Annotated in this window: 15 protein-coding genes and 3 pseudogenes; 8 read left to right on the plus strand and 10 right to left on the minus strand. The window is 60.8% G+C overall.

The genetic code is table 11. The features are described 5' to 3' along the window. Position 1: 1 nt before the first annotated feature. The 9 genes and pseudogenes from NKG60_RS29550 to NKG60_RS29590 form a co-directional block, all read right to left on the minus strand. Positions 2-901, minus strand: a complete 900-nt coding sequence (locus tag NKG60_RS29550; RefSeq protein ID WP_352665748.1) for a carbohydrate ABC transporter permease — start codon at positions 899-901, stop codon at positions 2-4. After that, complete coding sequence (locus NKG60_RS29555) at positions 901-1,812, minus strand: carbohydrate ABC transporter permease (protein ID WP_352665746.1); 912 nt, start codon at positions 1,810-1,812, stop codon at positions 901-903. The genes NKG60_RS29550 and NKG60_RS29555 overlap by 1 nt, the downstream gene beginning before the upstream one ends. A gap of 340 nt (positions 1,813-2,152) precedes the next feature. Continuing rightward, positions 2,153-3,199: an NAD(P)-dependent alcohol dehydrogenase gene (locus tag NKG60_RS29560; protein WP_352665745.1), complete on the minus strand. Its 1,047-nt coding sequence runs from the start codon at positions 3,197-3,199 to the stop codon at positions 2,153-2,155. A 348-nt stretch (positions 3,200-3,547) separates the two neighbouring features. Further along, positions 3,548-4,663 (minus strand): Fic family protein, encoded by a 1,116-nt coding sequence (locus NKG60_RS29565; RefSeq protein ID WP_352665743.1) that lies wholly within the window; start codon positions 4,661-4,663, stop codon positions 3,548-3,550. 262 nt (positions 4,664-4,925) lie between these two features. Beyond that, positions 4,926-5,644, minus strand: a pseudogene (locus tag NKG60_RS29570) (superoxide dismutase). 40 nt (positions 5,645-5,684) lie between these two features. Beyond that, a complete protein-coding gene (locus NKG60_RS29575; protein WP_352976336.1) occupies positions 5,685-7,250 on the minus strand; it encodes an adenylate/guanylate cyclase domain-containing protein in 1,566 nt (521 codons plus the stop codon). A gap of 24 nt (positions 7,251-7,274) precedes the next feature. After that, positions 7,275-7,646 carry a response regulator gene (locus NKG60_RS29580; RefSeq protein WP_352665741.1) on the minus strand — a complete coding sequence of 124 codons (372 nt, stop codon included), beginning with the start codon at positions 7,644-7,646 and terminating at the stop codon, positions 7,275-7,277. After that, complete coding sequence (locus NKG60_RS29585) at positions 7,643-10,435, minus strand: response regulator (protein WP_352665740.1); 2,793 nt, start codon at positions 10,433-10,435, stop codon at positions 7,643-7,645. Before NKG60_RS29585 ends, NKG60_RS29580 begins: the two co-directional genes overlap by 4 nt. After that, positions 10,432-11,193: a Tll0287-like domain-containing protein gene (locus NKG60_RS29590; protein ID WP_352665739.1), complete on the minus strand. Its 762-nt coding sequence runs from the start codon at positions 11,191-11,193 to the stop codon at positions 10,432-10,434. Before NKG60_RS29590 ends, NKG60_RS29585 begins: the two co-directional genes overlap by 4 nt. A 659-nt stretch (positions 11,194-11,852) precedes the next feature. Here NKG60_RS29590 and NKG60_RS29595 point away from each other — a divergent pair. From NKG60_RS29595 to NKG60_RS29615, 5 genes and pseudogenes are all read left to right on the plus strand, one after another. After that, positions 11,853-12,851 (plus strand): LacI family DNA-binding transcriptional regulator, encoded by a 999-nt coding sequence (locus tag NKG60_RS29595; protein ID WP_352866980.1) that lies wholly within the window; start codon positions 11,853-11,855, stop codon positions 12,849-12,851. After that, positions 12,848-14,365, plus strand: coding sequence for a sugar ABC transporter ATP-binding protein (locus NKG60_RS29600; RefSeq protein WP_352976337.1), 1,518 nt, complete (start codon positions 12,848-12,850; stop codon positions 14,363-14,365). The genes NKG60_RS29595 and NKG60_RS29600 overlap by 4 nt, the downstream gene beginning before the upstream one ends. Then, on the plus strand, positions 14,365-15,414 hold the full coding sequence (locus tag NKG60_RS29605; protein WP_352665735.1) for an ABC transporter permease: 1,050 nt from the start codon (positions 14,365-14,367) through the stop codon (positions 15,412-15,414). The genes NKG60_RS29600 and NKG60_RS29605 overlap by 1 nt, the downstream gene beginning before the upstream one ends. A 78-nt stretch (positions 15,415-15,492) precedes the next feature. Next, on the plus strand, positions 15,493-16,482 hold the full coding sequence (locus tag NKG60_RS29610) for a substrate-binding domain-containing protein (protein ID WP_352665734.1): 990 nt from the start codon (positions 15,493-15,495) through the stop codon (positions 16,480-16,482). Positions 16,483-16,564: 82 nt separating this feature from the next. Beyond that, positions 16,565-16,830, plus strand: a pseudogene (locus tag NKG60_RS29615) (RES domain-containing protein); the annotation flags it as partial. A gap of 120 nt (positions 16,831-16,950) precedes the next feature. Here NKG60_RS29615 and NKG60_RS29620 read toward each other — a convergent pair. Beyond that, positions 16,951-17,115: pseudogene (locus NKG60_RS29620) on the minus strand (integrase); the annotation flags it as partial. Positions 17,116-17,389: 274 nt separating this feature from the next. Between NKG60_RS29620 and NKG60_RS29625 the strand changes: the two are divergent. From NKG60_RS29625 to NKG60_RS29635, 3 genes are all read left to right on the plus strand, one after another. Then, positions 17,390-18,199, plus strand: coding sequence for a class I SAM-dependent methyltransferase (locus NKG60_RS29625; protein ID WP_352665733.1), 810 nt, complete (start codon positions 17,390-17,392; stop codon positions 18,197-18,199). A 502-nt stretch (positions 18,200-18,701) separates the two neighbouring features. Then, positions 18,702-19,424 carry an SDR family NAD(P)-dependent oxidoreductase gene (locus NKG60_RS29630; protein ID WP_352665732.1) on the plus strand — a complete coding sequence of 241 codons (723 nt, stop codon included), beginning with the start codon at positions 18,702-18,704 and terminating at the stop codon, positions 19,422-19,424. Then, positions 19,421-20,551, plus strand: coding sequence for an S-adenosylmethionine:tRNA ribosyltransferase-isomerase (locus NKG60_RS29635; protein WP_352665731.1), 1,131 nt, complete (start codon positions 19,421-19,423; stop codon positions 20,549-20,551). Before NKG60_RS29630 ends, NKG60_RS29635 begins: the two co-directional genes overlap by 4 nt. The last annotated feature ends 441 nt before the right edge of the window (positions 20,552-20,992 follow it).

The raw sequence follows: 20,992 nt of genomic DNA on the forward strand, positions 1-20,992 counted from the left end.
CTCACTCCTTCAGGGATCCGAGGGTGAGGCCGCGGACCAGATGCCGTTGAACCAGCAGGATAAAGATGAAGCTGGGTATGATCGCGGACGTGCCGAGCGCTGTGATGTAGCCCCACTCGGTCGCGGTCGAGGTGACAAAGGTCGAGATCTTCACCGGCACCGTGCGGATCGACGTTGTCAGGAACAGTGAGAGCAGGAACTCGGTCCACGAAAAGATGAAACACAGCACGGCAGTCGCAGCGATGCCGCCCTTGACCATGGGAAGGACGACGCGTCGGAACGTCTGCCAACGCGTCGCGCCGTCAATCAGCGCCGCCTCATCAACCTCGCGCGGAACATCGTCGAAGAACGACTTCAAAAGCAAAACCGCCAGCGGCAGGTTGATCAAGCTGTGAACGAGAATGAGCCCCGTATAGGTATCGCGCAACCCGAGATCGCGGAACATGAAAACGATTGGAATGACGATCGCGATTGGCGGCATGAAGCGCTGCGAGAGTATCCAGAACAGGAAGGACTGCTGGCCGCTGAACTGCATTCGCGACAGGCAATAGGCGGCCAGGGTGGCCAGCAGCAGCGTCAGCGCCGTCGATCCGACGGCTATGATGGCGCTGTCGAGCAACGACTGGCGGGAATCGTAGGAGCTGGCGCCACCCTTGATGACCCCGGCCGCCTCGCCGCCCTGTTCCATGCCGATGTCGACGCGCGAAACGCCAAGCAGCGTCACGCGGTAATTGTCCGGCGTTGGCGTGAAACCGGTGTAAACCGGTCCGCTGCGGTCGAAAATCGCCGAATAGGGTTTGATGGACGACAGCGCCCACCACGCGATCGGGAACATGAAGATCGCCACCACCAGGACGGCGAGCACGTCACGGGCGATCGCTTGGGCGCGCGACGACTCCATCAGAACCTCACCTTGAACAGCCTGACGAACAGGTTCGACACGACGATCAAGACGACGAGCACGATCAGCGACAGGGTCGCGGCATAGGGAAAATCTCCGGTGAAGTAGATTCGACCCGCGTAGAATGAAAGTGTCTCGGTGGCCGTGCCCGGCCCGCCGGCGGTGATGATGTAAACGTAGTCGTAGATGCGAAAGAGATCGACGCCGCGGATCAGCACCGCGACCGCTATCACCTTGCGCAGCATCGGCAATGTGAGCCGCAAGAACGTCTGGATGCCGTTGGCGCCGTCGATTGCGGCGGCTTCGAAAGGTTCCTTCGGCAGCGCCCTGAGCCCTGCCAGGATGATGAGCACCATGAACGGCGTCCATTGCCATATGTCTGCCAGCAGGATCGCCGCCAATGCGGTTCCGGGCTGCGTCAGGATCGGCTGTGCCGGCGAGATCAGGTCGAGGGCATAGAGGTAGAACGACAGGACGCCGAAAGAGCCGTCCTGCATCAGCAGGAACATCATTCCGGTCACCGCAGGCGGCACCACCAGCGGCAGTGTCATCAGCGCCCGCAGCACACCGTAACCTTTGCGATCGGTGTCAAGCAGAAGGGCAACGAGGATGCCGAGCGCAAGCTGAACCGCAAGCGCGACGAAGGTGTAGATCAGCGTGGTTTCCAGCGAATGCCACATACGTGCATCCGAGAAGGCCCGCGTCCATTGGTGGAGCCCGGCGAAGTCAAGCTGCCGGGAGACGACATTGCGTTTGTGAAACGACAGCCAGACCGAATAGGCGAGGGGGTAGATCCCGAAAACGAGAAGCATAACCGTGATCGGCGCGAGCCAGGGGAATGGATGCTCGGCCGTCATGAACCGGGGCAGGGCCCATCTGGGCGTTTCGCGGGTCACGGTCACCGTGCTCACGCGCAAATCTCCGCTCGGTCACAGAGACGCATCGGCCTTCTCCCTATCGGCCAGATTGTGCCAACTTGAACTTTTGTAAGTTTGTTGTGCCTTTTGTTAAGAACGTGTCGGACGGCCGCCGATTTGTCAAGTGTCGGTTCCGTCAGGCTCAGGGGATTTGCTCGTGGTCCCAGAGGATGCCGTGATCGCCGGGTACGGGGTTGTTTTTGGAGGGAGGGCCGCCGGCAAATGCCGTGTACCAGCATCAAAAGCGCTCGGGGCCGCCAACTTTGGCACCCCAAGGAAGCTACGGAACGCATTGAGGAGATCGGGAGGACAGCCCGGGGCTTTGGAACTCGCCTTAATCCGGCAATCGGATCTGAAGCTTTACGTCCGCCGGCCGTGCTTCGACTGCGCGGTCGAAGGCGGTGATGGAATCTTCGAAGGGGAAGGTCGCCGAAATGAGTGGCTTTAGGTCGACCCGGCCCGACCCCATCATCGCGATTGCCCGCTCATATTGGTGGGCATAGCGGAACACCGTTTCGATGCGGACTTCCTTGGTCGAGGCGGTGGCGACATCGAATGCGATCGGCGCCACCGGCAGGCCGACCACCACCACCACGCCACCGGGCCGCGGCAGATCGAGCAGGGTCTCCCATGCCTTGGACGAGCCCGAGCATTCAAACACGACGTCGGCGCCCCAGCCATCGGTCAGGCGCTTTACCTCCGCCGCCAGGTTCTTGTCGCGGACGTTGACCGGGATCACGCCTTGATAGCCGCCGGCAATGTCGAGCTTGGGTTGGGCGAGATCTGCAACAACGGCGCGGGCGCAGCCGCCGGCGAGCGCCGCGATCGCCACCATCGTGCCGATCGGCCCTGCGCCAATCACCACCGCCGTGTCGCCCGGCGCGATCTTTGCTTTGGCAGCCGCCTGCATTCCGACAGCGAAGGGCTCCACCATGGCGCCTTCGGCGAAGCTGACATTGTCGGGCAGTTTGAAAGTGTAGTTGGCGGGGTGGACGACATAGGGCGTCAGCACACCGTGGATCGGCGGCGTTGCCCAGAACCTGACCGCCGGATCGATGTTGTAGAGGCCGAGCCGGCTCGCCCGCGAATTGGGATCGGGGATACCCGGCTCCATGCAGACGCGGTCGCCGACCTTTAGATGCTCGACGCCTTCCCCTGTTTCGACGACGGTGCCGGCGGCTTCGTGGCCCAAGACCATCGGCGCTTCGACCACGAACGGGCCGATGCGGCCATGCGTGTAGTAATGCACGTCAGAGCCGCAGACGCCCACCGTATGGATCTTGATGCGAACTTCGCCCGGGCCCACGGTCTGTGGCAGATCGATGTCACGCAGCTTGAGTTCGTGCTGGCGTTCAAGGACAAGGGCGCGAACGTTCGTCATCGACGTAGTCTCCTTTAATGCCGATTGTTCGAGGCCTCCTCAACCTTACCTGCATTCGGCACGCTCATCATAGCCGCTTATCCGCGGCTTCAAAATCCAGTTCAGAAACGGGTGTTGCCTGATTGTACCAACTTCCCGGCCAAGGGCCTTGAAGGCCGACCATGCCGCTGCCGAATTAGGGTGTGATCATCGGGGTGCTCTGGGGTCGGTAGTAGCCGGCGGCAGTTCGAACAGACTCTTACCATTGTCTTGGCCTCGAGGATCTCCTGTCAGATTGCAGCCAGCCACCCCTCGATGCTCAGGCAGGCAGACTCTTTGACAGCCCGCTTCTTCTGTCTCTGTTGTGGTTTACGCTCGGCCAGCAAGAGTGTTCAATGCGTAACGTGTGTATCGTCGTTCGCCGGTTCTAATCAGTGCACCCTTGGCAACGAGGTCCTGCAAATCTCTTGTCGCTGTCGCGCGGGATGCCTGAGTGATGGCGATGTAATTCTCGGCGCTGAGACCGCCCTTGAAACCATCTATACCTTCGCGGAACATCCGGGTGATGACCTTTTCCTGGCGCTCATTGAAGTGACCGCGGTAGCGTTCGTAAAACTTGGCCTTGGCGATCGAGAATTCGACACGGGCAAGCGTTACGCGTTGCGCTTCAAGGATCGTGTTAGCGAAATAGAGTAGCCAAGCCGTAATCGCTTTGTTTTTGTTGCTGGCCTCCAGATTGCCGTAGTAGGGCTTGCGGTGGCGTTCAATCGTGTACGCCAAAGCGATGAGACTGGGCTCACCCAGGCTTTGCGCCAGTGCCTTTTCGCAGAGGGCACGCCCTATGCGCCCGTTGCCATCCTCGAACGGGTGAATGCTCTCGAAATAAAGGTGCGCGATTCCGGCACGCGTCAACGCCGGAATCGGTATCTTGCCTTTGGGCGCAGTTTCGTTGAACCAAGCCACGTAGGCGTCCATTTCGGTCTTCACCCGGGCCGACGGTGGCGCTTCGAAATGGAGTTTGGGCTTATCCAGCCGATTGGAAACGATTTGCATGGCATCGGCGTGCAGGCGGTAGCTGCCGATGGTCCCGATGCGCCGCTCACCCGACATCACCATCTTGTGCCAGGCGTAGAGGGTGGGATGCGAGAGTGCATCGGAAAAATGCAAATAAACATCGGCCATCATTTCAGCGATACCGCGCTCGGCCGGCGGAATGTGCCTGGTCTCGCTCCCCCAGCCAAGTTGCTGGCGTAAGGATGATTGCAGACTCTCGCGGTTGAGGTATTCCCCTTCAATCGCGGATGTCTTCAAGGCTTCTTCGCTGATAAGGTCGATGCGAATCTGGTCGCGATCGTCGGCACCGACATGACGAAAGACGCCCCGCAACTCGCCCGACCGCAACAGGAACTCGCTTTCCAGCGGTTCCAATACCTTCTTATCGTAGGTAAAATGCGGCCAGTCAGTCTGCTCCCAATTCCATACCATGAGTTATAGAGCGCCTTTCTATAACTCATGATGCCATGAAAAATGAGCTATAGCAATCCTCGCTATGCCTCAGAGTCCTGTCGGATACGTCAACAATTTGCAGACATGTTCGGGGTTCGAGTCGGCGGTGCGCTGCATGGCAAGGCCCACTATTGAGGAGGCGTTCTTTTGCTATGGTCGAAAAGCGGCCTGACAACAAATCGAGATCGAGCATCACGAACTCGAAATTGCGATGGATGAGGTGTTGCGAACTGCGGCCCCCTCAGCCGATCGACTTCTTGAAGTTGGCGAGCGCCTTGTCCCAGTTCACCACGCTCCACCATTCCTTGAGGTAGTCGGCGCAGCGGTTCTGGTACTTGAGATAATAGGCGTGCTCCCAGACGTCGAGGCCAATCACTGGATGAGCCCCAAGCTCGAGCGGCGTGTCCTGGTTATGCTGACGATCTCAAGCTTCTTGTCCTTGTCCACGACAAGCCATACCCAGCCGGAGCCAAAGCGGTCAAGGCCAACCGCCATGAGCTTTTCGGTCAGGCCCGCATAGCTGCTGAAGGTGCTGCTTATGGCGGCATTGAGGTCGCCACCGGGCTGGTTGGGTCCCCCCGGCGTCATCAGCTCCCAGAAGTGAGTGTGATTCCAATGTCCCCCAAGATTGTTGCGCACGCCGCTGCGCACGCCTTCCGGGACCTTGCCCAAATCTGCCAGAATGGCCTCCATCGGCGTGCTGGCGAGCTCAGGCCAAAGTGGCACGAGTTGATTGCAGGCATTCACGTAAGCGGCGTGATGACGATCGTGATGGATCATCATCGTAGTCGCGTCGATGTGCGGCTCCAATGCGTTGTTCGAGTAGCCGAGCGGCGGAAGCTTGAAGGGTTCGGCCGCCTGCGCCCAGGCTGCGGCGCCTAACAAGCTTGTGTTGGCTGCGGCGGCCGATGCTCCGGCGAGAAACAACGCTTGTGCTGCATGCAATCGTTTCGACCCCAAGCATCGCTTCGCGAAATTCCCTTAGGCAGTCAGACATTGTTCAGTGTTGAACGAGATAGGTTTCAATCCTGCCGACACCTGCCAGTTCTACATTGCAGCGCGGTTTGAGCTTCCAGGAGGTACGCAGGGCCTGCTTGGTTGCCTCCGAAATCTGCATGCGGTCGGCCACGCCCTGAGACTCGAGCCGGCTTGCAATATTCACGGTCTCGCCCCAGACGTCGTAGACGAATCGATGCCGGCCGATCAGGCCCGCGATCACCGGTCCCGTGTGCACGCCAATGCGGATCCGAAAACTATCGTTGCCCCACGCTAAGGGCTTCAACGCGTCCAGCATGGATTTCCCCAGTGCCACGATCCTGTCGGCATGGTCATCTGCCGGTTCCGGAACACCGCCTGCAGCCATATAGGCGTCTCCGATGGTCTTGATTTTCTCCACGGAATGTTTCTCCGCCAAGACATCGAACGTGCTGAATAGCCCATCGAGGCGCTTGATCAGGTCCGCCGGCGGCAACCTTGCCGCTATGCTCGAGAAACCGACAATATCGGCAAAAAGGATGGTCACTTCATCGAATCGGTCGGCAATGAACTCTTCGCCCCGTTGCAGCCGTGCCACGATCTGACCGGGCAGGATCGCATGGAGGAGCGAGTCGGCCCGCCGCTTCTCCGCCTCGATCCGCTGAAGATACTGGTGCTCGCGGTCGAGCCAACGTTTCTTTTCCAAACTCGAGTTGATCCGGGCGCGCAGCAGGACCGGATTGAAAGGTTTAGGCAAGTAGTCGTCCGCCCCCGCCTCGATGCAGCGGACCACCGCGTCCACTTCGTCCAACCCCGATATCATGATGACAGGGATATGCCGCCATCGGCGCTCCGCTTTCAATCGCGAGAGCACCTCGATGCCGTTCATGTCCGGCATCAGGAGGTCAAGAAGAACCAGGTCGAACTCGTGTTCCGCCAGGTGAGCCAGCGCTGATGGACCGGACTCGGCAGTGACTACCTGATGACCGTCACGTTGCAAGCGGCGCGAGAGGAGACCGCGGTTGCTGCTGATGTCGTCGACGACAAGTATGCGCCCCCCGTGGCCTGGGCTTGCGTCGTGCTCTGCCTTGATCAGTGCCCGTTCGAGCCCTGCCGCATCGATCTCAGCCTGATCCGTGGTCCGCGGATCCTCGCTGTCGGGTGCGCGCGAGAGGCCGGCAATTGCATCGACATGCGCCAACAACTCGGCCGCCGCGGCGAGCATCACCGTGACATCCTCTTCCAGCGCGTATTCGCGCAATTCTTCGGCTTCTTCACGAATCATTTCGGAATAGCCGATGATCGCGTTGAGCGGCGTTCGCAAGTCGTGGCGCAGTTTCGCCTCGATCTCGACCCCTGCCCGGTTCTCATTATCGGCTTTGCCGTGGATCAGGCTGTCGATCAGGCCATTCAGTTCGCAAGCAGCGGCGCCGACCTTCTGTAGGTCGGGTGTCATGTGGACCAGACCGAGGTCCTGCACCTGTTCGGTCAGCAACTCCTGAAGTCCTGAGATTGCCCGCGCCGGTCCGGCGAGCTGCTGTGCCAGATGGACGGCGATCGCATGCCGTTGGAACTTGTTCTTGGCAGTCATATTTTCATACCGTCCGCCCGAGCCTCATCCATTCGCGGCGAGCAATTGTTCAATTTTCTGGACAAGTCGCGACAGTTCCACCGGCTTACTATCGTAGTCATCGCAGCCCGCCTCGAGCGCCATTTCGCGATCGCTGGCCATCGCGTGTGCAGAAAGCGCAATGATCGGGATCCCGGAGGTGGCCGGATCGGCCTTGATCCGCCGCGTCGCCTCCCACCCGTCCATGACCGGCAAGCTCATATCCATGAGGATGAGATCGGGCCTTTCCGAAACGGTGAGTTCCACCCCCGATTGTCCGTTTTCCGCAATGAGGACTTCGAACCCACGCCGCGACAACCGTCGCGAGAGCATGTCGCGGTTCAATTCGTTGTCTTCTACGAGAAGGATCCTCGTCATCTTTGGCTTCCTTCAACTATAGGGGCGCTTCCGCGATCGGCGTTGCCGGCACCCGTCGACTCAAGTGGGAAGATCTGGCGCTCGAGGGCCTCGACCAACTGGGACCGACTGTTTGCGCCCTTGGTCACAACCGAGACCGCCCTGTCGCGAAGCCATTTGAGTTCGTCCGCCGACAAATCCTTCGAAGTTACGACGACGACCGGAATGTTTTGCAGTTCGGGCACCTGCTGCATCTCGTTCAGCGTCTGGAACCCGTCCATTTCGGGCATCAGCAGGTCAAGCAGGACCAAACGCGGCAGCAATCGCTTCATCAGCTTGAGGCCCCGCAAGCCATCGCTTGCCTCGTGAACCCGCCAACCCTTCTTGATCAGGATACGCCGAAGGAAGTCGCGCGAGGCTTGATCGTCGTCAATAACAAGCACATCGCGGTTGCCGCCGCCGCAAGCCTCTATCGTTCGAATAAGCCTTCGGGTGTCGATCGGCTTGGTGAGGTATTCGACCGCACCGAGTGAGAGGCCGAGTTCGCGATCTGCAAGTATCGTCGCAAGGATTACCGGAATCTCGCAGAGCTCCTTATCGCCTTTCAGTGAGCGCAGCACTGACCAGCCGTCCTGATGCGGCATGATGATGTCGAGAATGATTGCGGCCGGGCGATGCGCTCGCGCTGCGGCTATGCCTTCCTCGCCGCTTGCTGCTTCGATCGATGCCAGTCCCGCCTCTGCCAAGGCCTTGGCGATGAGAGTTCGGGCGGCTGGCTCGTCATCTATGATCAGAACCGCCCGTTCCGACGGCCTCGACGACAGCGGCTCGGCGGGTTTCTGCTCGCCAGGTTCTTCGTTGCACTCGGCTGGAATCTCCATTGTGAAGGTCGAGCCTTTTCCGAACTCGCTCTTGACGGTTACAACGCCTCCGATCATGCGGCAGAAACTCCGGGTTATGCTGAGGCCCAATCCCGTCCCGCCATAGTTGCGAGTGGTGGAGGCGTCTGCCTGCGTAAAAGCGTCAAAGAGCCGTTCTTGCTGCTTTGGCGTCATCCCGATCCCGGTGTCGGATACTCTGAATATCAGCCAGTCGCCGTCCGATCTCCTCTCGCGTCGAATCGCCAGCGTTACGCGGCCCCCCTCGGTGAACTTGGCTGCGTTACTGAGCAGATTGAAGAGGTTCTGACGCAACTTCGTCTGGTCCGAATGCATCTTCCCGAGGTCGCCCGCGGGGTCCAGAACGAAACTGTTTCGGTTTTTCGCCATCAGTGGCGCGACTGTGGCCTGGACATCGCGCAACAAGTCGGCGACGTCGAAAGTCTCCAGGAAATTTGCCATCTTGTTTGCCTCGATCTTCGACAGATCGAGGATGTCGTTGATGAGCGCGAGGAGATGGCGACCGGCCCCGGCGATCTTTTCCAAATCTGGCACGAACTCGTTCATTTGCTGGCCGCTCGCCTCTTCGATCAGCATCTCGCTGTAGCCAATGATCGCATTCAGTGGAGTGCGTAGCTCGTGGCTCATGGACGCGAGAAAGCTGCTCTTGGCCTCATTTGCCGCTTCAGCATGACTCTTGGCCCGCTCGAGTTCGACCTCTCTCTGCTTCAGTTCCGTGATGTCGGTGTAAATGGCGACGGTCCCGCCGTCAGGGGTCTTTCGTTTGCTGACGCGGACCCAGCGTTCTCCGAAGCGACCCTCGTGGACGAAGCCTGCCGGATCCTTCTGGATGCGCAGCCTCTTCGCAATCCACTCCTCCGGCGACGCGCCCTCAAGGTCGACGTGTCCGCTCGCCAAGCGACTTTTCAGAATATCCTGAAGGCTTTTCCCAGGCAGAGTAGCTCGCTCATTGTCGGGAAAGATTTCGCAGTATTTGCTGTTGGCAAGAAGGACCTTGTCCTCCGAGTCGAACAGGACAAATCCGTCAGAAATCGCCTCGAGTGCCGCTCCGATCGTCCGTCTTTGCCGCTCCGCCTCATCCTCCAGTCTTTGCTTTTCAATTGCGCTCGCCCGGAAAAGCCGAAGCGTCCGCGCCATCGCGCCGAGCTCGTCCCCTCCCTCTGCCTGTATTTCGACGTCGTAACGTCCTTCCGTCAGATTTCCGATCACCCGGTTTAGCCGCCGCAACGGGCCGACGATCGAGCGAAGGACAAGGATGGTGAGAAGCGACCCGATCATCACCACGATGGCCACCAGAACAGCAGCAGTAGTCGCCGTTTTCTGGGTTTCCGTTACGACCTCGTTCCGGGCGGCTTCTGCCTCGGCGCTCGCTCGTTCAACGAGTTTGTTAAGCGCAGCATCCACATTTGCGCTGTGGGTGCGCGCTTGCGCGAGGAGAGTGTTGCCGATGATGCGGTTGTCTTGAGTATAGCTGTCTGCCGCCTCTAACGCTGTTTTGACATAGGCATCGATCTCAACGCGGATTTCCCTGACCGCATCCGGTGATGATTTTGAAAGGCGGTCCAGGTGTGCCAGGAGTCGCTCGCGCGCCTGCTCGGCATTACGCTGCGAATTCATCAACAAGCTAACCGACAGGTCGGTCAGCCAGTATCGCAATTCGCCGAATGTTACGTGCGCCGCAGCCGCAGTGGACGCGGCGTCGAAAAATGCCTTGGTCTCCGCGGTTCGATCTGCACTGCGATAAAGTGCCTGTGTGAGAAAAATGGAGGATACGATGAGGCTGATAAGGCCGGCCGCTGTCAGCGCAGCTATGCGGGCCGAAATCGGTAGATTCGCAAAGCGACGTGTAAGCGGCCTCGCCGGCGCCGAAACCGCTTTCACTCGGTGCGGTGATTGTTCCAAAGCGCTCATTTGAACAAGACGATGCTGATCGCGCCTCCCAGATCGCCCGCTTTGCCGCCCTCCTTTGGATATCCTGTCACGTCGATCTCGCCCTTCGGCTCGCCGTGACAGGAAAGGCACGAGCCAGTATAGTATTCGGGCAGCAGCATTCGAAATGCCCGGCGTCCATCCACCGCTGTGACTTCCGTATAGGCTTCTCCCTTCGCTCTCTGCTGATCTAGCAAGACGCTTTTGATGATCTGTGCTTCCCAGGCGTCCGGAAGCGATTTGCGGTTGCGCACGAGTTGCTCTGGCGCAGTCACCCGCACCCGAGCTTCGTTGCCGGCCTTGGCGGCGAACTTGTCATTCATCAGACGCGCAAACACGGCTGGCACGAACCCTTTGAAAGCGGTTCCCGCGCGGTTGATGTTATCTTGCTGTTCGTTCACCACCTCTCGCATCGCCTCAATCTGGGCCTCAAGCAGACGACGGTCGCGCTCAGTCAATTCGCCGGAAAGCGGGTCGTGACCGGTGTGTTTTGAGTAAGCGGCGATGGCCTCTCTCGCAATGCGCTCACCGTCGAGGTGCTTGTCGCCAAGAGCAGGGTCATTGATGAGCGTCTGATAGTTCGAGATGATGCTTCGCCCCGCCCGGAGCAATTCCGCGAGTCGCGTTGCCGTCACGACATCCTCGGTAACTCCCGCTCCGATGGCCGACGACATGACAAGCGCGCCGCCGACAAGAACAGCGGCAATGAAAGTCCGCGTCAACGCTGACATGGCGGACATTTCCGTTTCCCTTCAAGGAAGGTCTTTTGGGTCTATTAGCATAACACGATAAAAGGCCGGGACCCAGCGACAAACTTCGAAGCTCAGGAAGGAGGGACGAAATACTCGGCGGCCGTTCGAAGCGTCACTGGCTTGTAAACCATCTCCGCCCAACGTTACCACCCCATCGCCAACCCACAGCTTCGACGACTTCAGCCACTGGGGTGCTGCAAGCATGGCGACCACGGGCATGGCGCCGAACGGGCGCCTCATGCGTCAACCAGGTTCCTCCCACCTAAGATTGTGACAATGAGGTCTTATTCAACGCTGTTGGCTATCGCCGAAGACCAGCGAATGAAGAGCCCGGTGTCGAGGCCAAGCCAGATCATTGCGGCGCCTAGCCCCACAGCTGGGCCAGAATACAGAATTCTATTCCAGGCGTTGCGCTGACAGCGCTACAATTGGCCATTTTCGAGAGGTTAGAAACGGCCCCTCATCATTGCGCCATTTGACAATCACCTAGAACTGCCGCTGATCTCGTTTTTCGGCATATTGAGCATCGAAACGATTGCGCAAACGTTTCGATTGCGATATCGTTTCGCTCAATCCGCCAATCAGAACAAGAGCGGACGGAAACGCAGTTAGGGAGGAGCGCTTGCGAGCACCCCATTTGAGCCGCCATGCCGACAATGGCTGAAGTGGCGCGCCGCGCGGGCGTGTCGGTTTCGACCGTGTCGCATGTAGTCAACCGTACCCGTTTTGTATCGCCCGAGAAGGCGAAGCTCATCAACGACGTGATTGCCTCGATGGGCTATCAGCCTAATGAGCTGGCGCGGTCTCTCAAAGCCTCGACGACCAACAGCGTCGGCCTGGCAATCTCGGCAATTTCCAATCCCTATTTCACCGACATCATCTGCGCAGTGGAGGCCGAGTGCGCGCGTCTCGGTCTTATGGTTTTCCTGTCCGACACCCAGGACGACCCGGATCGCGAACTTTCGGTGGTCCGTGCTTTCCATCAGCGGCGGGTCGACGGCGTCATTCTGGCGCCATCGGGCGCGCCGCAGCGGGCGATCGACTATCTTGCCGAGAAGAAGTTGCCCTGCGTCTTGATCGACCGCTTGGCCGACGAGCGCTTCGACCAGATCGGCGTCGAAAACCATTCGGCAATGCGAGCCCTTATCGATCACGTCGCCTCCTTCGGCCACAAGCGGATCGGCTTCGTCGCTGGCCAGCCGGGCTTGGCGACGACCCGTGAACGCGTCGAGGCGTTCCGGTCGGCCCTGGCCGCCAACGGACTTGACTGCCTGCCGGACTATTTGTCGGTCGGGAACGTCGACACCGCGTCCGCGACAGCATCTACCCGCGTCATACTGTCTTTGCCGTCGCCACCCACGGCCTTGGTCACCGGCAACAACATGACGACGATCGGGGCAGTCCGCGCGATCCGCGAAATGGGCCTGGCGATACCGGGCGATCTTTCGCTTGCCGGCTTCGACGACTTCGAATGGGCCGATTGTTTCGAGCCGCGGCTGACGCTGGTGGCGCAGCCTTGCGCCGAGATCGGCCGGCAGGCGGCCGCTTTGCTCAGCGCTCGCATCGCATCCTCCGCGACGGAGCCGCGCACCGTCCGACTCCAGGCCACGCTTCATGCCCGCCAATCCTGTGCGAGGCCGACATGAACGCGCCGCTGCTTTCGGTCACCGGCGCGGTCAAGCGCTTCGGTGGTGTCCAGGCTCTGCGCGGCGTCGATTTCGACCTCAGGGCCGGTGAAATCCACGCCCTTCTCGGTGAGAACGGGGCCGGCAAATCGACGTTGATGAACCTGCTGTCGGGCGTCTACGCGGCGGACGAAGGCACGATTGAGATCGACGGCAAGCCAGTGCGCTTCAGCAATCCACGCGAAGCGCAGGGCGCCGGCATAGCCACTATCTTCCAGGAGCTCGATCTCGTACCGACGCTCGATGTGGCGTCGAACCTCTTCCTAGGCCGCGAGTTAATGCGCCCGGGCGGCTTGCTCGATGTGGCCGCGATGCGCCGTGAGGCCCGCAGACGGCTGGAAGCGATCGAACTCGCCATTGACCCGGCACGACTGGTCGCCGATCTCTCGATCGGCCAGCGCCAGGTGGTGGCGATCGTCAAGGCGCTGTCCTACGCATCGCGCGTACTGATCATGGACGAGCCGACGGCGGCCCTGACGGTGGGTGAGGTCGAAAGGCTGTTCGACATCATGCGCAAGCTCGCCGCCAGCGGCATCGGCATCGTCTATATCTCGCATCGGCTGGAGGAAGTGCCCGAGATTGCAGACCGGGTAACGGTGATGCGCGACGGGCGCGTCGCCGGCGTCACCGAGCCGCACGCGCCGCAAGCCGAGTTGGTGCGGCTGCTGGTGGGGCGTCCGCTCGACGAGCTTTTTCCCCAGCGCGCTAAAGCGGTCGGCCGGGCACTGCTCAGCTTGCGCGATGCAAGCTTCCGGCTGGTGCGCGACAGTGCCGGCTGGCAGGCCCCGACAGGGCTTTCGCTCGATGTGCATGAAGGGGAGATCGTCGGACTGGCCGGCATCATGGGGGCAGGGCGGACCGAACTTCTCAGCGCGCTTTATGGCACCGGCCTCTCCGGCCACTGGGAGGGCGATGTCGCCCTCGATGGCCGTCAGGTGAAGCTCAATTCAATCAGGGCGGCGCGAGCGGCCGGCATCGCCTTCGTCACGGACGACCGTCGCGGCAGCGGACTAATGCTGAGGATGGCGGTCGGCCTCAACCTGGTCATGTCGGTGATCCGCCGCCTCTCGCCGGCCGGACTGATGTCGCCGGGCCGGCAGGCGGAGGCGGTGAAACAATCCTTCGGTCAGTTCGACATCCGGCCAAAGAACCCCGACATCGCCGTCGGCGCGCTTTCAGGTGGCAACCAGCAGAAGGTGGTACTGGCCAAGGAAATCTTAGGCAATCCGCGTCTTCTGCTGCTCGACGAGCCGACGCGCGGCGTCGATGTCGGTGCCAAAGGCGAGATCTATGCGCGGCTGAGGCAACTGGCCGCTCAAGGGTTGGGCATTCTGGTCGCCTCCAGCGAAATGCCTGAGCTGATCGGCCTATGCGATCGCATCGTAGTGCTGCGCCAGGGGCGCAACGTAGCGGAATTCATCGGCGGCGTCGACGAGCACACGGTGCTGGCCGCAGCAAACGGCAAGGAGACCTGATGTCTGACGAGACGACTTCGGCTGCAGGCGTGCCGTTGGCGGCAGCACCGGTGCATCGCGATCCGCTCGCTTTGGTCGTGCGCTTCCAGAGCTTGATCGGCCTGGTGCTGGTCGCGATGGGCGGCGTCATCTTCTCGCCGAGGCGCCATGGCGAGATCCTGTTCCTTGCGCCCGACAACATGGCCAACATAGTGCGTGCGGTGTCTGAAACAGGCATCATTGCCATCGGCATGACCTTCGTCATCATCACCGCCGGCATCGACCTTTCAGTGGGCGCCGTGCTCGGTCTCTCCAGCGTGGTTACCGCAACGATGATGATCTCCGGCGGCTTCGGGCTTATCCCGACCGTCCTTGCTGTGCTGGCAATGGGCACCGTCTTCGGCATGATCCAGGGCATGATTTCCAGCCGCTTTCGCCTCGAGCCGTTCATTGTCACGCTCGCCGGCCTGCAGGCGGCGCGGGGGCTCGCGCTGGTCGTATCGGGCAACCAGTACATCAACATTTCCTATGGCGATGGTCCCGGCCTGGCGCCACCTGTTTTCGCGGTGCTGGGCGAGCGTCTGTTCAACAACACCGTGCCGGTGGCGACCATTGTCTTCATCGTCTTCGCCGCCATTGCCACCTTGGTATTGAACACCACGCGCTTCGGCCGCTATGTCTTTGCCGTCGGCGGCAACGAGCGGGCCGCGCGCATTTCCGGCGTGCCGGTCTCGATGGTCAAGATCTCGGTTTACGCTATCACCGGCTTTGCCGCCGCCCTTGCCGGCATCGTGCACGCCGGTCAATTCAACTTCGGCAGCGCCAATGACGGTATGGGCTATGAGCTCACCGCAATCGCGGCCGTGGTCATCGGCGGCACCAGCCTGTTCGGCGGCGCCGGCTCGATGGTCGGCACCGTCGCCGGCACCATCATGCTCGGCGCGCTCGCCAACATCCTTCAGCTTAACAACATTACCCCCGCCATGCAGCTGCTCGCGACGGCCGCGATCATCGTCCTGGCGGCCGTGCTTCAATCTCTCGTGCGCCGCCGCGAGGGTTTGGGCAGATAGCAGGCAGACGGCGGGCAGATGGAAGGCGTTAGAAACCAAGGTGTGGCCGCAGCGGCCCTAAAAAGGAGGAGAGAGAGCATGAGAACCACAGAACGAGGATCGTGGCGTGCCTGGCGGCTTGGACTGCTCGCCGGCACGTGCCTGTGCATGGCGGGCACCGCAGAGGCCGCTGACCCAATGGTCAAGGCCTGCGCCAAGGACGGCCAGTTCATCATCGGCTTTTCGCAGGCAAACAACGCCGAGCCCTACCGCCAGCATGTCAATGACGAACTGAGCGCGGCGGTCAAGGAAGTGTCGCAGTTCACGCTGCAGATCGCCGATGGCGCCGGCAACGTCAACACGCAGACATCGCAGGTCGACAACTTCATCACTCAAAAAGTCGATCTGCTCTTGATCTCGCCCTTCGAGGCAGCGCCCCTGACCCCGGCGGTGAAGCGCGCCATGGATGCCGGCATTCCCGTGATCGAGCTCGACCGCAAGACGGTAGGCGACCCAGGTAAAGACTACACCGCCTTCATCGGCGGCGACAATTACAAGATCGCGCTCGAAGCGGGCAAGTACACCGCAAAGACGCTGCTCCCCGAAGGGGGCGAGGCAGCGGTGCTTGAAGGCCTGCCAAGTTCGACGCCGGCAGTGGAGCGGCTCAACGGATTCAAGGATGGTGTGAAGGAAAATGGCAAGATCCAGGTGGTGGCCGAGCAGGCCGCCGACTGGGTGCCCGACAAAGCTCAGACCGCTTTTTCTGCCATGCTGCAAGCGCACCCCGACATCAAGGTGCTCTACGCCTCGAACGACATGATGGCAGCCGGCGCGCTGCTTGCAGCCAAGGGCGCGGGCAAGCAGGTCAAGATTATCGGCACCGACGGCCTGCCGGGCCCGGCCGGCGGCATCGAGGCCGTGGCCAAGGGCGACTGGGCGGCAACCTTCACCTACCCGACCGGCGCCAAGGAGGCGATCGAGATGTCGAAGAAGATTCTGCTTGATTGTGCTTCGTCGGTTGAGCCGACGGTGACGGTGGCTACGACCGCGATTACGCCAGAGAATGCCAAGCAGATGATGGGGAAATGAGTTCAGGGCAAAATTAATAGGACAAGGCCCCGCGAGGGGCCTTGTTGCGTATTGGGAGACGCCACGCGGGCACGCACCGTGCAGGGGAGAATCTTCTGTCACGCTTGCGGACATGGGCAGCGCGTGGGCCACGGCTCTCAGCGACGGAGAGAGACCTGCATCCTGGCCCATATATGACCGAATGCGGCCTGAAGGCATCGCTGGAATTCTGGTGCCGAGTTTTGCTCCGGGCGCGGAGACGGAAGACCGCAATCTGGTGCTACGGGACTGGGCCCCGATCTTCCGCACAAAGTGAACGTGTTCGATCCGAGCGGTCGGCTGCCGAAAGACCAACTGTCCTGGCGATGAAACAGGCCCGGAGGCTCCGGGGCTGTCCGAATGACAGAAAATCAGTCTGCTGGCCCTCAGGATGAAAGCGTTCGCGTGAACCTGAGCGGCGGAACGACGGCAGAGGAGGGGGGTGCCTCCTTAGAGGCCGGAGGCTCTGGTCACGTTGATGCGGAAGCGATGTCTGCGGCGCCGATGGAGGCGGGCAATCTCGGAGGAGGTATGGCAGAACTGTTTTTGCACATAGCGTTCGTCGACCTCGGCCGACGAGGCGAGGCCAGCACGCAGCGACTGGCCGGCGAATTTGACATGCGGGCCATTGTCGAGAAGCAGCGGACAAGACGCAGTAATGACGATGATCGAATTTTCTCTTCAAAGGCTGGGTTGTCGAACAGGACAATGGGACTGGCAGCCCGCCAGCGCGAGTTCCTGCTGGCGGCTGTCCGAGCGTCAGCGAGGGCCCGGCTCCCACGCCCTGCATTGCCAGCGACCGATCGGGAGACCTGCTGCTCCGCAGACTCGACTTCATATAAGCTGGCACTAATTATTGCCCCTTGGGTGAAAAAACCTTGGAGGCGACATGCTGAAACCATCAGGGAAGAACAATGCTCGGGGAAGCCGACTTCTATCTCTTTTTCGCAGCTATGGTGATCGTATCACGGTGCGGCGAGTCACACGCAAACTTCGTTCATACCGAGATTGGCTCAGAGCCTTTGCCCTGACGGTCCTCCCGACGAGCAAGGCTCATCACTGCAATGCCTGCGATCGCGATATAGCGGCTTTTTACCGTTTCGGAGCGTACACTCTTGTCTGCCCGCTTTGTCATGCGGTGGATCGCGAGCGGTTTTTGATTTGTGCTCTAGACCGTAGGCTTATCAAGTTGCCGGCGGGGCAGCTTCAAATTCTCCAGATTGCGCCTAGCGAGAAAGGTCTTTCAAAGAGACTCTCTCAAGCAGGCAACCTAATCAAAGGCGATTTCGAGCCGGGACGGTACGGGCCGGATACCGTGAAAATTGACCTGATGGACATGCGACGCACCAGCGATCTCGATATCGTCGTATTAAGTCATGTCATGGAACACGTGCCTGATGATCGGCATGTGTTTCGGCAACTTTGGTCATCTCTTAAGCCCCGAGGGCAGGTCTGGATCCAGGTACCGCTTATTTATCGCCAAACGATCGAAGCGACGCCATCTATGTCACTGAGGGAGCGCGACGAGCGCTTTGGTGGATCGGATCACGTGCGAGCCTACGGACCGGATATCAAGGAGCGTATCGAGGACGCCGGCTTTGCTGTCACCCGAATAAATTCAGATCGTATACCCGCCGCGGATCGCGAACGGCTTGGGCTTCTCTCCGATACTCTCTTTGTCGCAGAACGGCCCGAGTAACCCAATTTGGAATGAAAGCATTGTTGCAGCGCCGGGATCGGCTGAATTCAGCGCGAAGGCAGCTCGGTCGAAGAAGTGCGGCCCGGCCACGTGGGTTAGAACGCTCCCGGCGTCTCGCGCATGGCCATGGCCTTCTTGCGTCTGTAATCGGCGGGGTTTGCGATGCTAAACCGGTCGATCACACACAGCCGCAACCCGATAGCGCTTTCACGGCGATGCGCCTCCTTCACTGGTCCGATAATCACGGCGCACTCGGGGCCAATCGCCTGATCGACAGCCCATACGCGGCGCTAAGACGATAAGGCAATCCGACTCGGCACCGATCACGGCTGCACCTGCTCCTGTGCCGGCCCGCTCAAATGCGATCAGCCCGCTGGCCGACAAGGCGAACCTGCGCTGCGATACGTGAGTCTGGTTGGCATCGATCCACGGAATGAATGCTTGACCTCAAGTTAACTTGAGCTTGTACCATTCGGCCATACGGTTTGAAGGAGCATCGGCAATGCTGACCAACATCGATCTTCAGGGACTTCGTGTAGCAGTCACGGGAGGCACCTCCGGCCTAGGACTGGCGCTTGTGCGGCAGCTTGCCAAAGACGGAGCCTCGGTCGCCTTCGTTGCACGCACTGCCGCGGACGTCGAACGCATCGCTGACGAGACGGGCGCACATGGCATTGTCGGCGACGTCGGCAAAAAGGACGACATCTACCCGATCGCGTTGCAGGCCACAGCGAGCCTGGGCGGGCTCGACGTTCTGATCAACAATGCCTCGAGCCTCGGGCCCGTTCCACTGGCGCTCCTTGCCGATACCGAGTGCGAGGAGCTGGAAAAAGCGCTCGCGGTCAACCTCGTCGGCGCGTTCCGGCTGACGAAAGCACTGTTCGGTGCACTTGCCGCGTCCGCGCGCGAGGGCCGTGGCGCGCTGGTGGTCAACATCTCCAGCGACGCGGCGGTGAACGCCTATCCCGGCTGGGGTGCGTATGGCGCGAGCAAGGCCGCTCTTGCTCACCTGACCGCGATTTGGGACGAGGAGGGGAAGGCCGACGGCATCCGGCTCCTCGCGCTAGACCCTGGCGATATGGACACCCCACTGCACGCGCTGGCGCTTCCTGACGCCGATCCGTCGACATTGAAGCGTCCCGACTTGGCTGCTGCCGAGATCATCGAACAGATGCTCGACACGTTGCCGGCCGGCGCAACACTTCTCGCCGAGGCACGTGGATGATTGCCGCCGACCGTCCGGATCGGCGCGCCGCCCGGCTGCTCGTTGTCGAGGCGGACGGGGCGACGCGCGACCTGCCGCGCACTGAACTCGCGACACTGTTCGATGGCGGCGATCTGGTCGTAGCCAATGACGCCGCGACCTTGCCTGCCAGCTTCCACGGCACGCATATTCGAAGCGACGAGGCGATCGAGATCCGCCTGGCAGGCTGGCTGACATTTCCCGACCCAACCGACTTCCTGGCGATTGCCTTCGGCGCGGGCGATCACCGCACGCGCACCGAAAATCGGCTGTCTCCGCCCCCGCTGTCACCAGGCGATCGCCTCCGGCTCGGTCGGCTTGAAGCCGTTATAGAGCGCCTTCTCGACCATCCTCGCCTTCTCGAGTTGCGCTTCCCAGGCAACCGCGCAGCGGTGCTTGCAGGACTGGCGCAGCACGGCCGGCCGATCCAATATGCTCATGTTCGCGAACCGTTGGCACTTTGGAATGTTTGGACGAAGATTGCCGCCGGGCCGGTGGCGTTCGAGGCGCCATCGGCAGGCTTCGCACTCGACTGGCGCACGCTCCAGGCCTGGCGTCGGCGCGACGTGGGCTTCGCAACACTCACGCATGCCGCGGGCGTGTCTTCCACCGGGGACCCCGCGCTCGACTTGCGCCTCCCTTTCGACGAGCCGTACCGCATCCCCGGACGCACGACGGCGCAGGTCGCGCGGGCGAAGCTCCGCGGAAGCCGCATCATCGCAATCGGCACGAGCGTGGTGCGCGCGCTTGAGGCAGCTGCCAACCCCGACGGCAATGTGCGTGCCGGAAATGGCGTTGCGAGGGGGCGCATCGCGCTGGGCACGCCACTTCGCGTAGTCGATGCGATTCTAACAGGCGTCCACCAGCCCGGCGAAAGCCATTTCGAGCTCCTGCGCGCCTTTGCCGACGATGCTCTGCTCGCCAAGGCTTCCGCATCCTTCGCCGAGCACCGATATCGCACGCATGAATTCGGCGATTCCATGCTGCTCAGTCGCCCAACGGTTAGATCGATCGCGCGAACAGAAGCGACTGAAGTGAAAGGAAGCCTCAACTCTAGGCGATCCGATGATCTTGGTTTCCAGGGCTTTCGAAAACGACGTTTTGATTAAGTAATTCATCTAAAACAACTATTTTGACACTGGTAACTTCGACTCTAGGGTCCGGAGTTCGAATTTCGTCGCCGGGAGGTCACGCGCGAGCTGCGACATCCACTCGACGTTGGGAAGTCAACAAATTTTGCCGAACGACGGTGGCGAGAGCGAATCTACGTGCCTGACGGCTTCCTCAGAGGCAAGACGAACCGCCGGGTGCTCAGCATCGAGGAGATCAACGAGGCGATAGCGGAGGCGGGCGCCGCGGCCGGATCGGGCAAGGAATGAGGATTACGGCCGACACCAATGTGCTGCTGCGCGCCTATGTCGCCGACGATGAGAGGCAGGCGGCCATTGCCGTCGACCTGCTGGCCAAAGCAGATGAGGTGGATGGCTCCCGCTCCCGGCATCTGAGTGCCACAGTGGGTTTGCTGTCAGGCAACCCGAGCAAAGGAGCCA

Origin of the sequence: Mesorhizobium sp. M1428, from assembly GCF_040317515.1 — a bacterium.
Taxonomy (GTDB): Bacteria; Pseudomonadota; Alphaproteobacteria; order Rhizobiales; family Rhizobiaceae; genus Mesorhizobium.

Bases quoted from the DNA above. Each gene is read 5' to 3' on its own strand.
- NKG60_RS29550 (WP_352665748.1), bottom strand. From the start codon at position 901: ATGGAGTCGTCGCGCGCCCAAGCGATCGCCCGTGACGTGCTCGCCGTC.
- NKG60_RS29560 (WP_352665745.1), bottom strand. From the start codon at position 3,199: ATGACGAACGTTCGCGCCCTTGTCCTTGAACGCCAGCACGAACTCAAG.
- NKG60_RS29565 (WP_352665743.1), bottom strand. From the start codon at position 4,663: ATGGTATGGAATTGGGAGCAGACTGACTGGCCGCATTTTACCTACGAT.
- NKG60_RS29575 (WP_352976336.1), bottom strand. From the start codon at position 7,250: ATGACTGCCAAGAACAAGTTCCAACGGCATGCGATCGCCGTCCATCTG.
- NKG60_RS29580 (WP_352665741.1), bottom strand. From the start codon at position 7,646: ATGACGAGGATCCTTCTCGTAGAAGACAACGAATTGAACCGCGACATG.
- NKG60_RS29585 (WP_352665740.1), bottom strand. From the start codon at position 10,435: ATGAGCGCTTTGGAACAATCACCGCACCGAGTGAAAGCGGTTTCGGCG.
- NKG60_RS29590 (WP_352665739.1), bottom strand. From the start codon at position 11,193: ATGTCCGCCATGTCAGCGTTGACGCGGACTTTCATTGCCGCTGTTCTT.
- NKG60_RS29595 (WP_352866980.1), top strand. From the start codon at position 11,853: ATGCCGACAATGGCTGAAGTGGCGCGCCGCGCGGGCGTGTCGGTTTCG.
- NKG60_RS29600 (WP_352976337.1), top strand. From the start codon at position 12,848: ATGAACGCGCCGCTGCTTTCGGTCACCGGCGCGGTCAAGCGCTTCGGT.
- NKG60_RS29605 (WP_352665735.1), top strand. From the start codon at position 14,365: ATGTCTGACGAGACGACTTCGGCTGCAGGCGTGCCGTTGGCGGCAGCA.
- NKG60_RS29610 (WP_352665734.1), top strand. From the start codon at position 15,493: ATGAGAACCACAGAACGAGGATCGTGGCGTGCCTGGCGGCTTGGACTG.
- NKG60_RS29625 (WP_352665733.1), top strand. From the start codon at position 17,390: ATGCTGAAACCATCAGGGAAGAACAATGCTCGGGGAAGCCGACTTCTA.
- NKG60_RS29630 (WP_352665732.1), top strand. From the start codon at position 18,702: ATGCTGACCAACATCGATCTTCAGGGACTTCGTGTAGCAGTCACGGGA.
- NKG60_RS29635 (WP_352665731.1), top strand. From the start codon at position 19,421: ATGATTGCCGCCGACCGTCCGGATCGGCGCGCCGCCCGGCTGCTCGTT.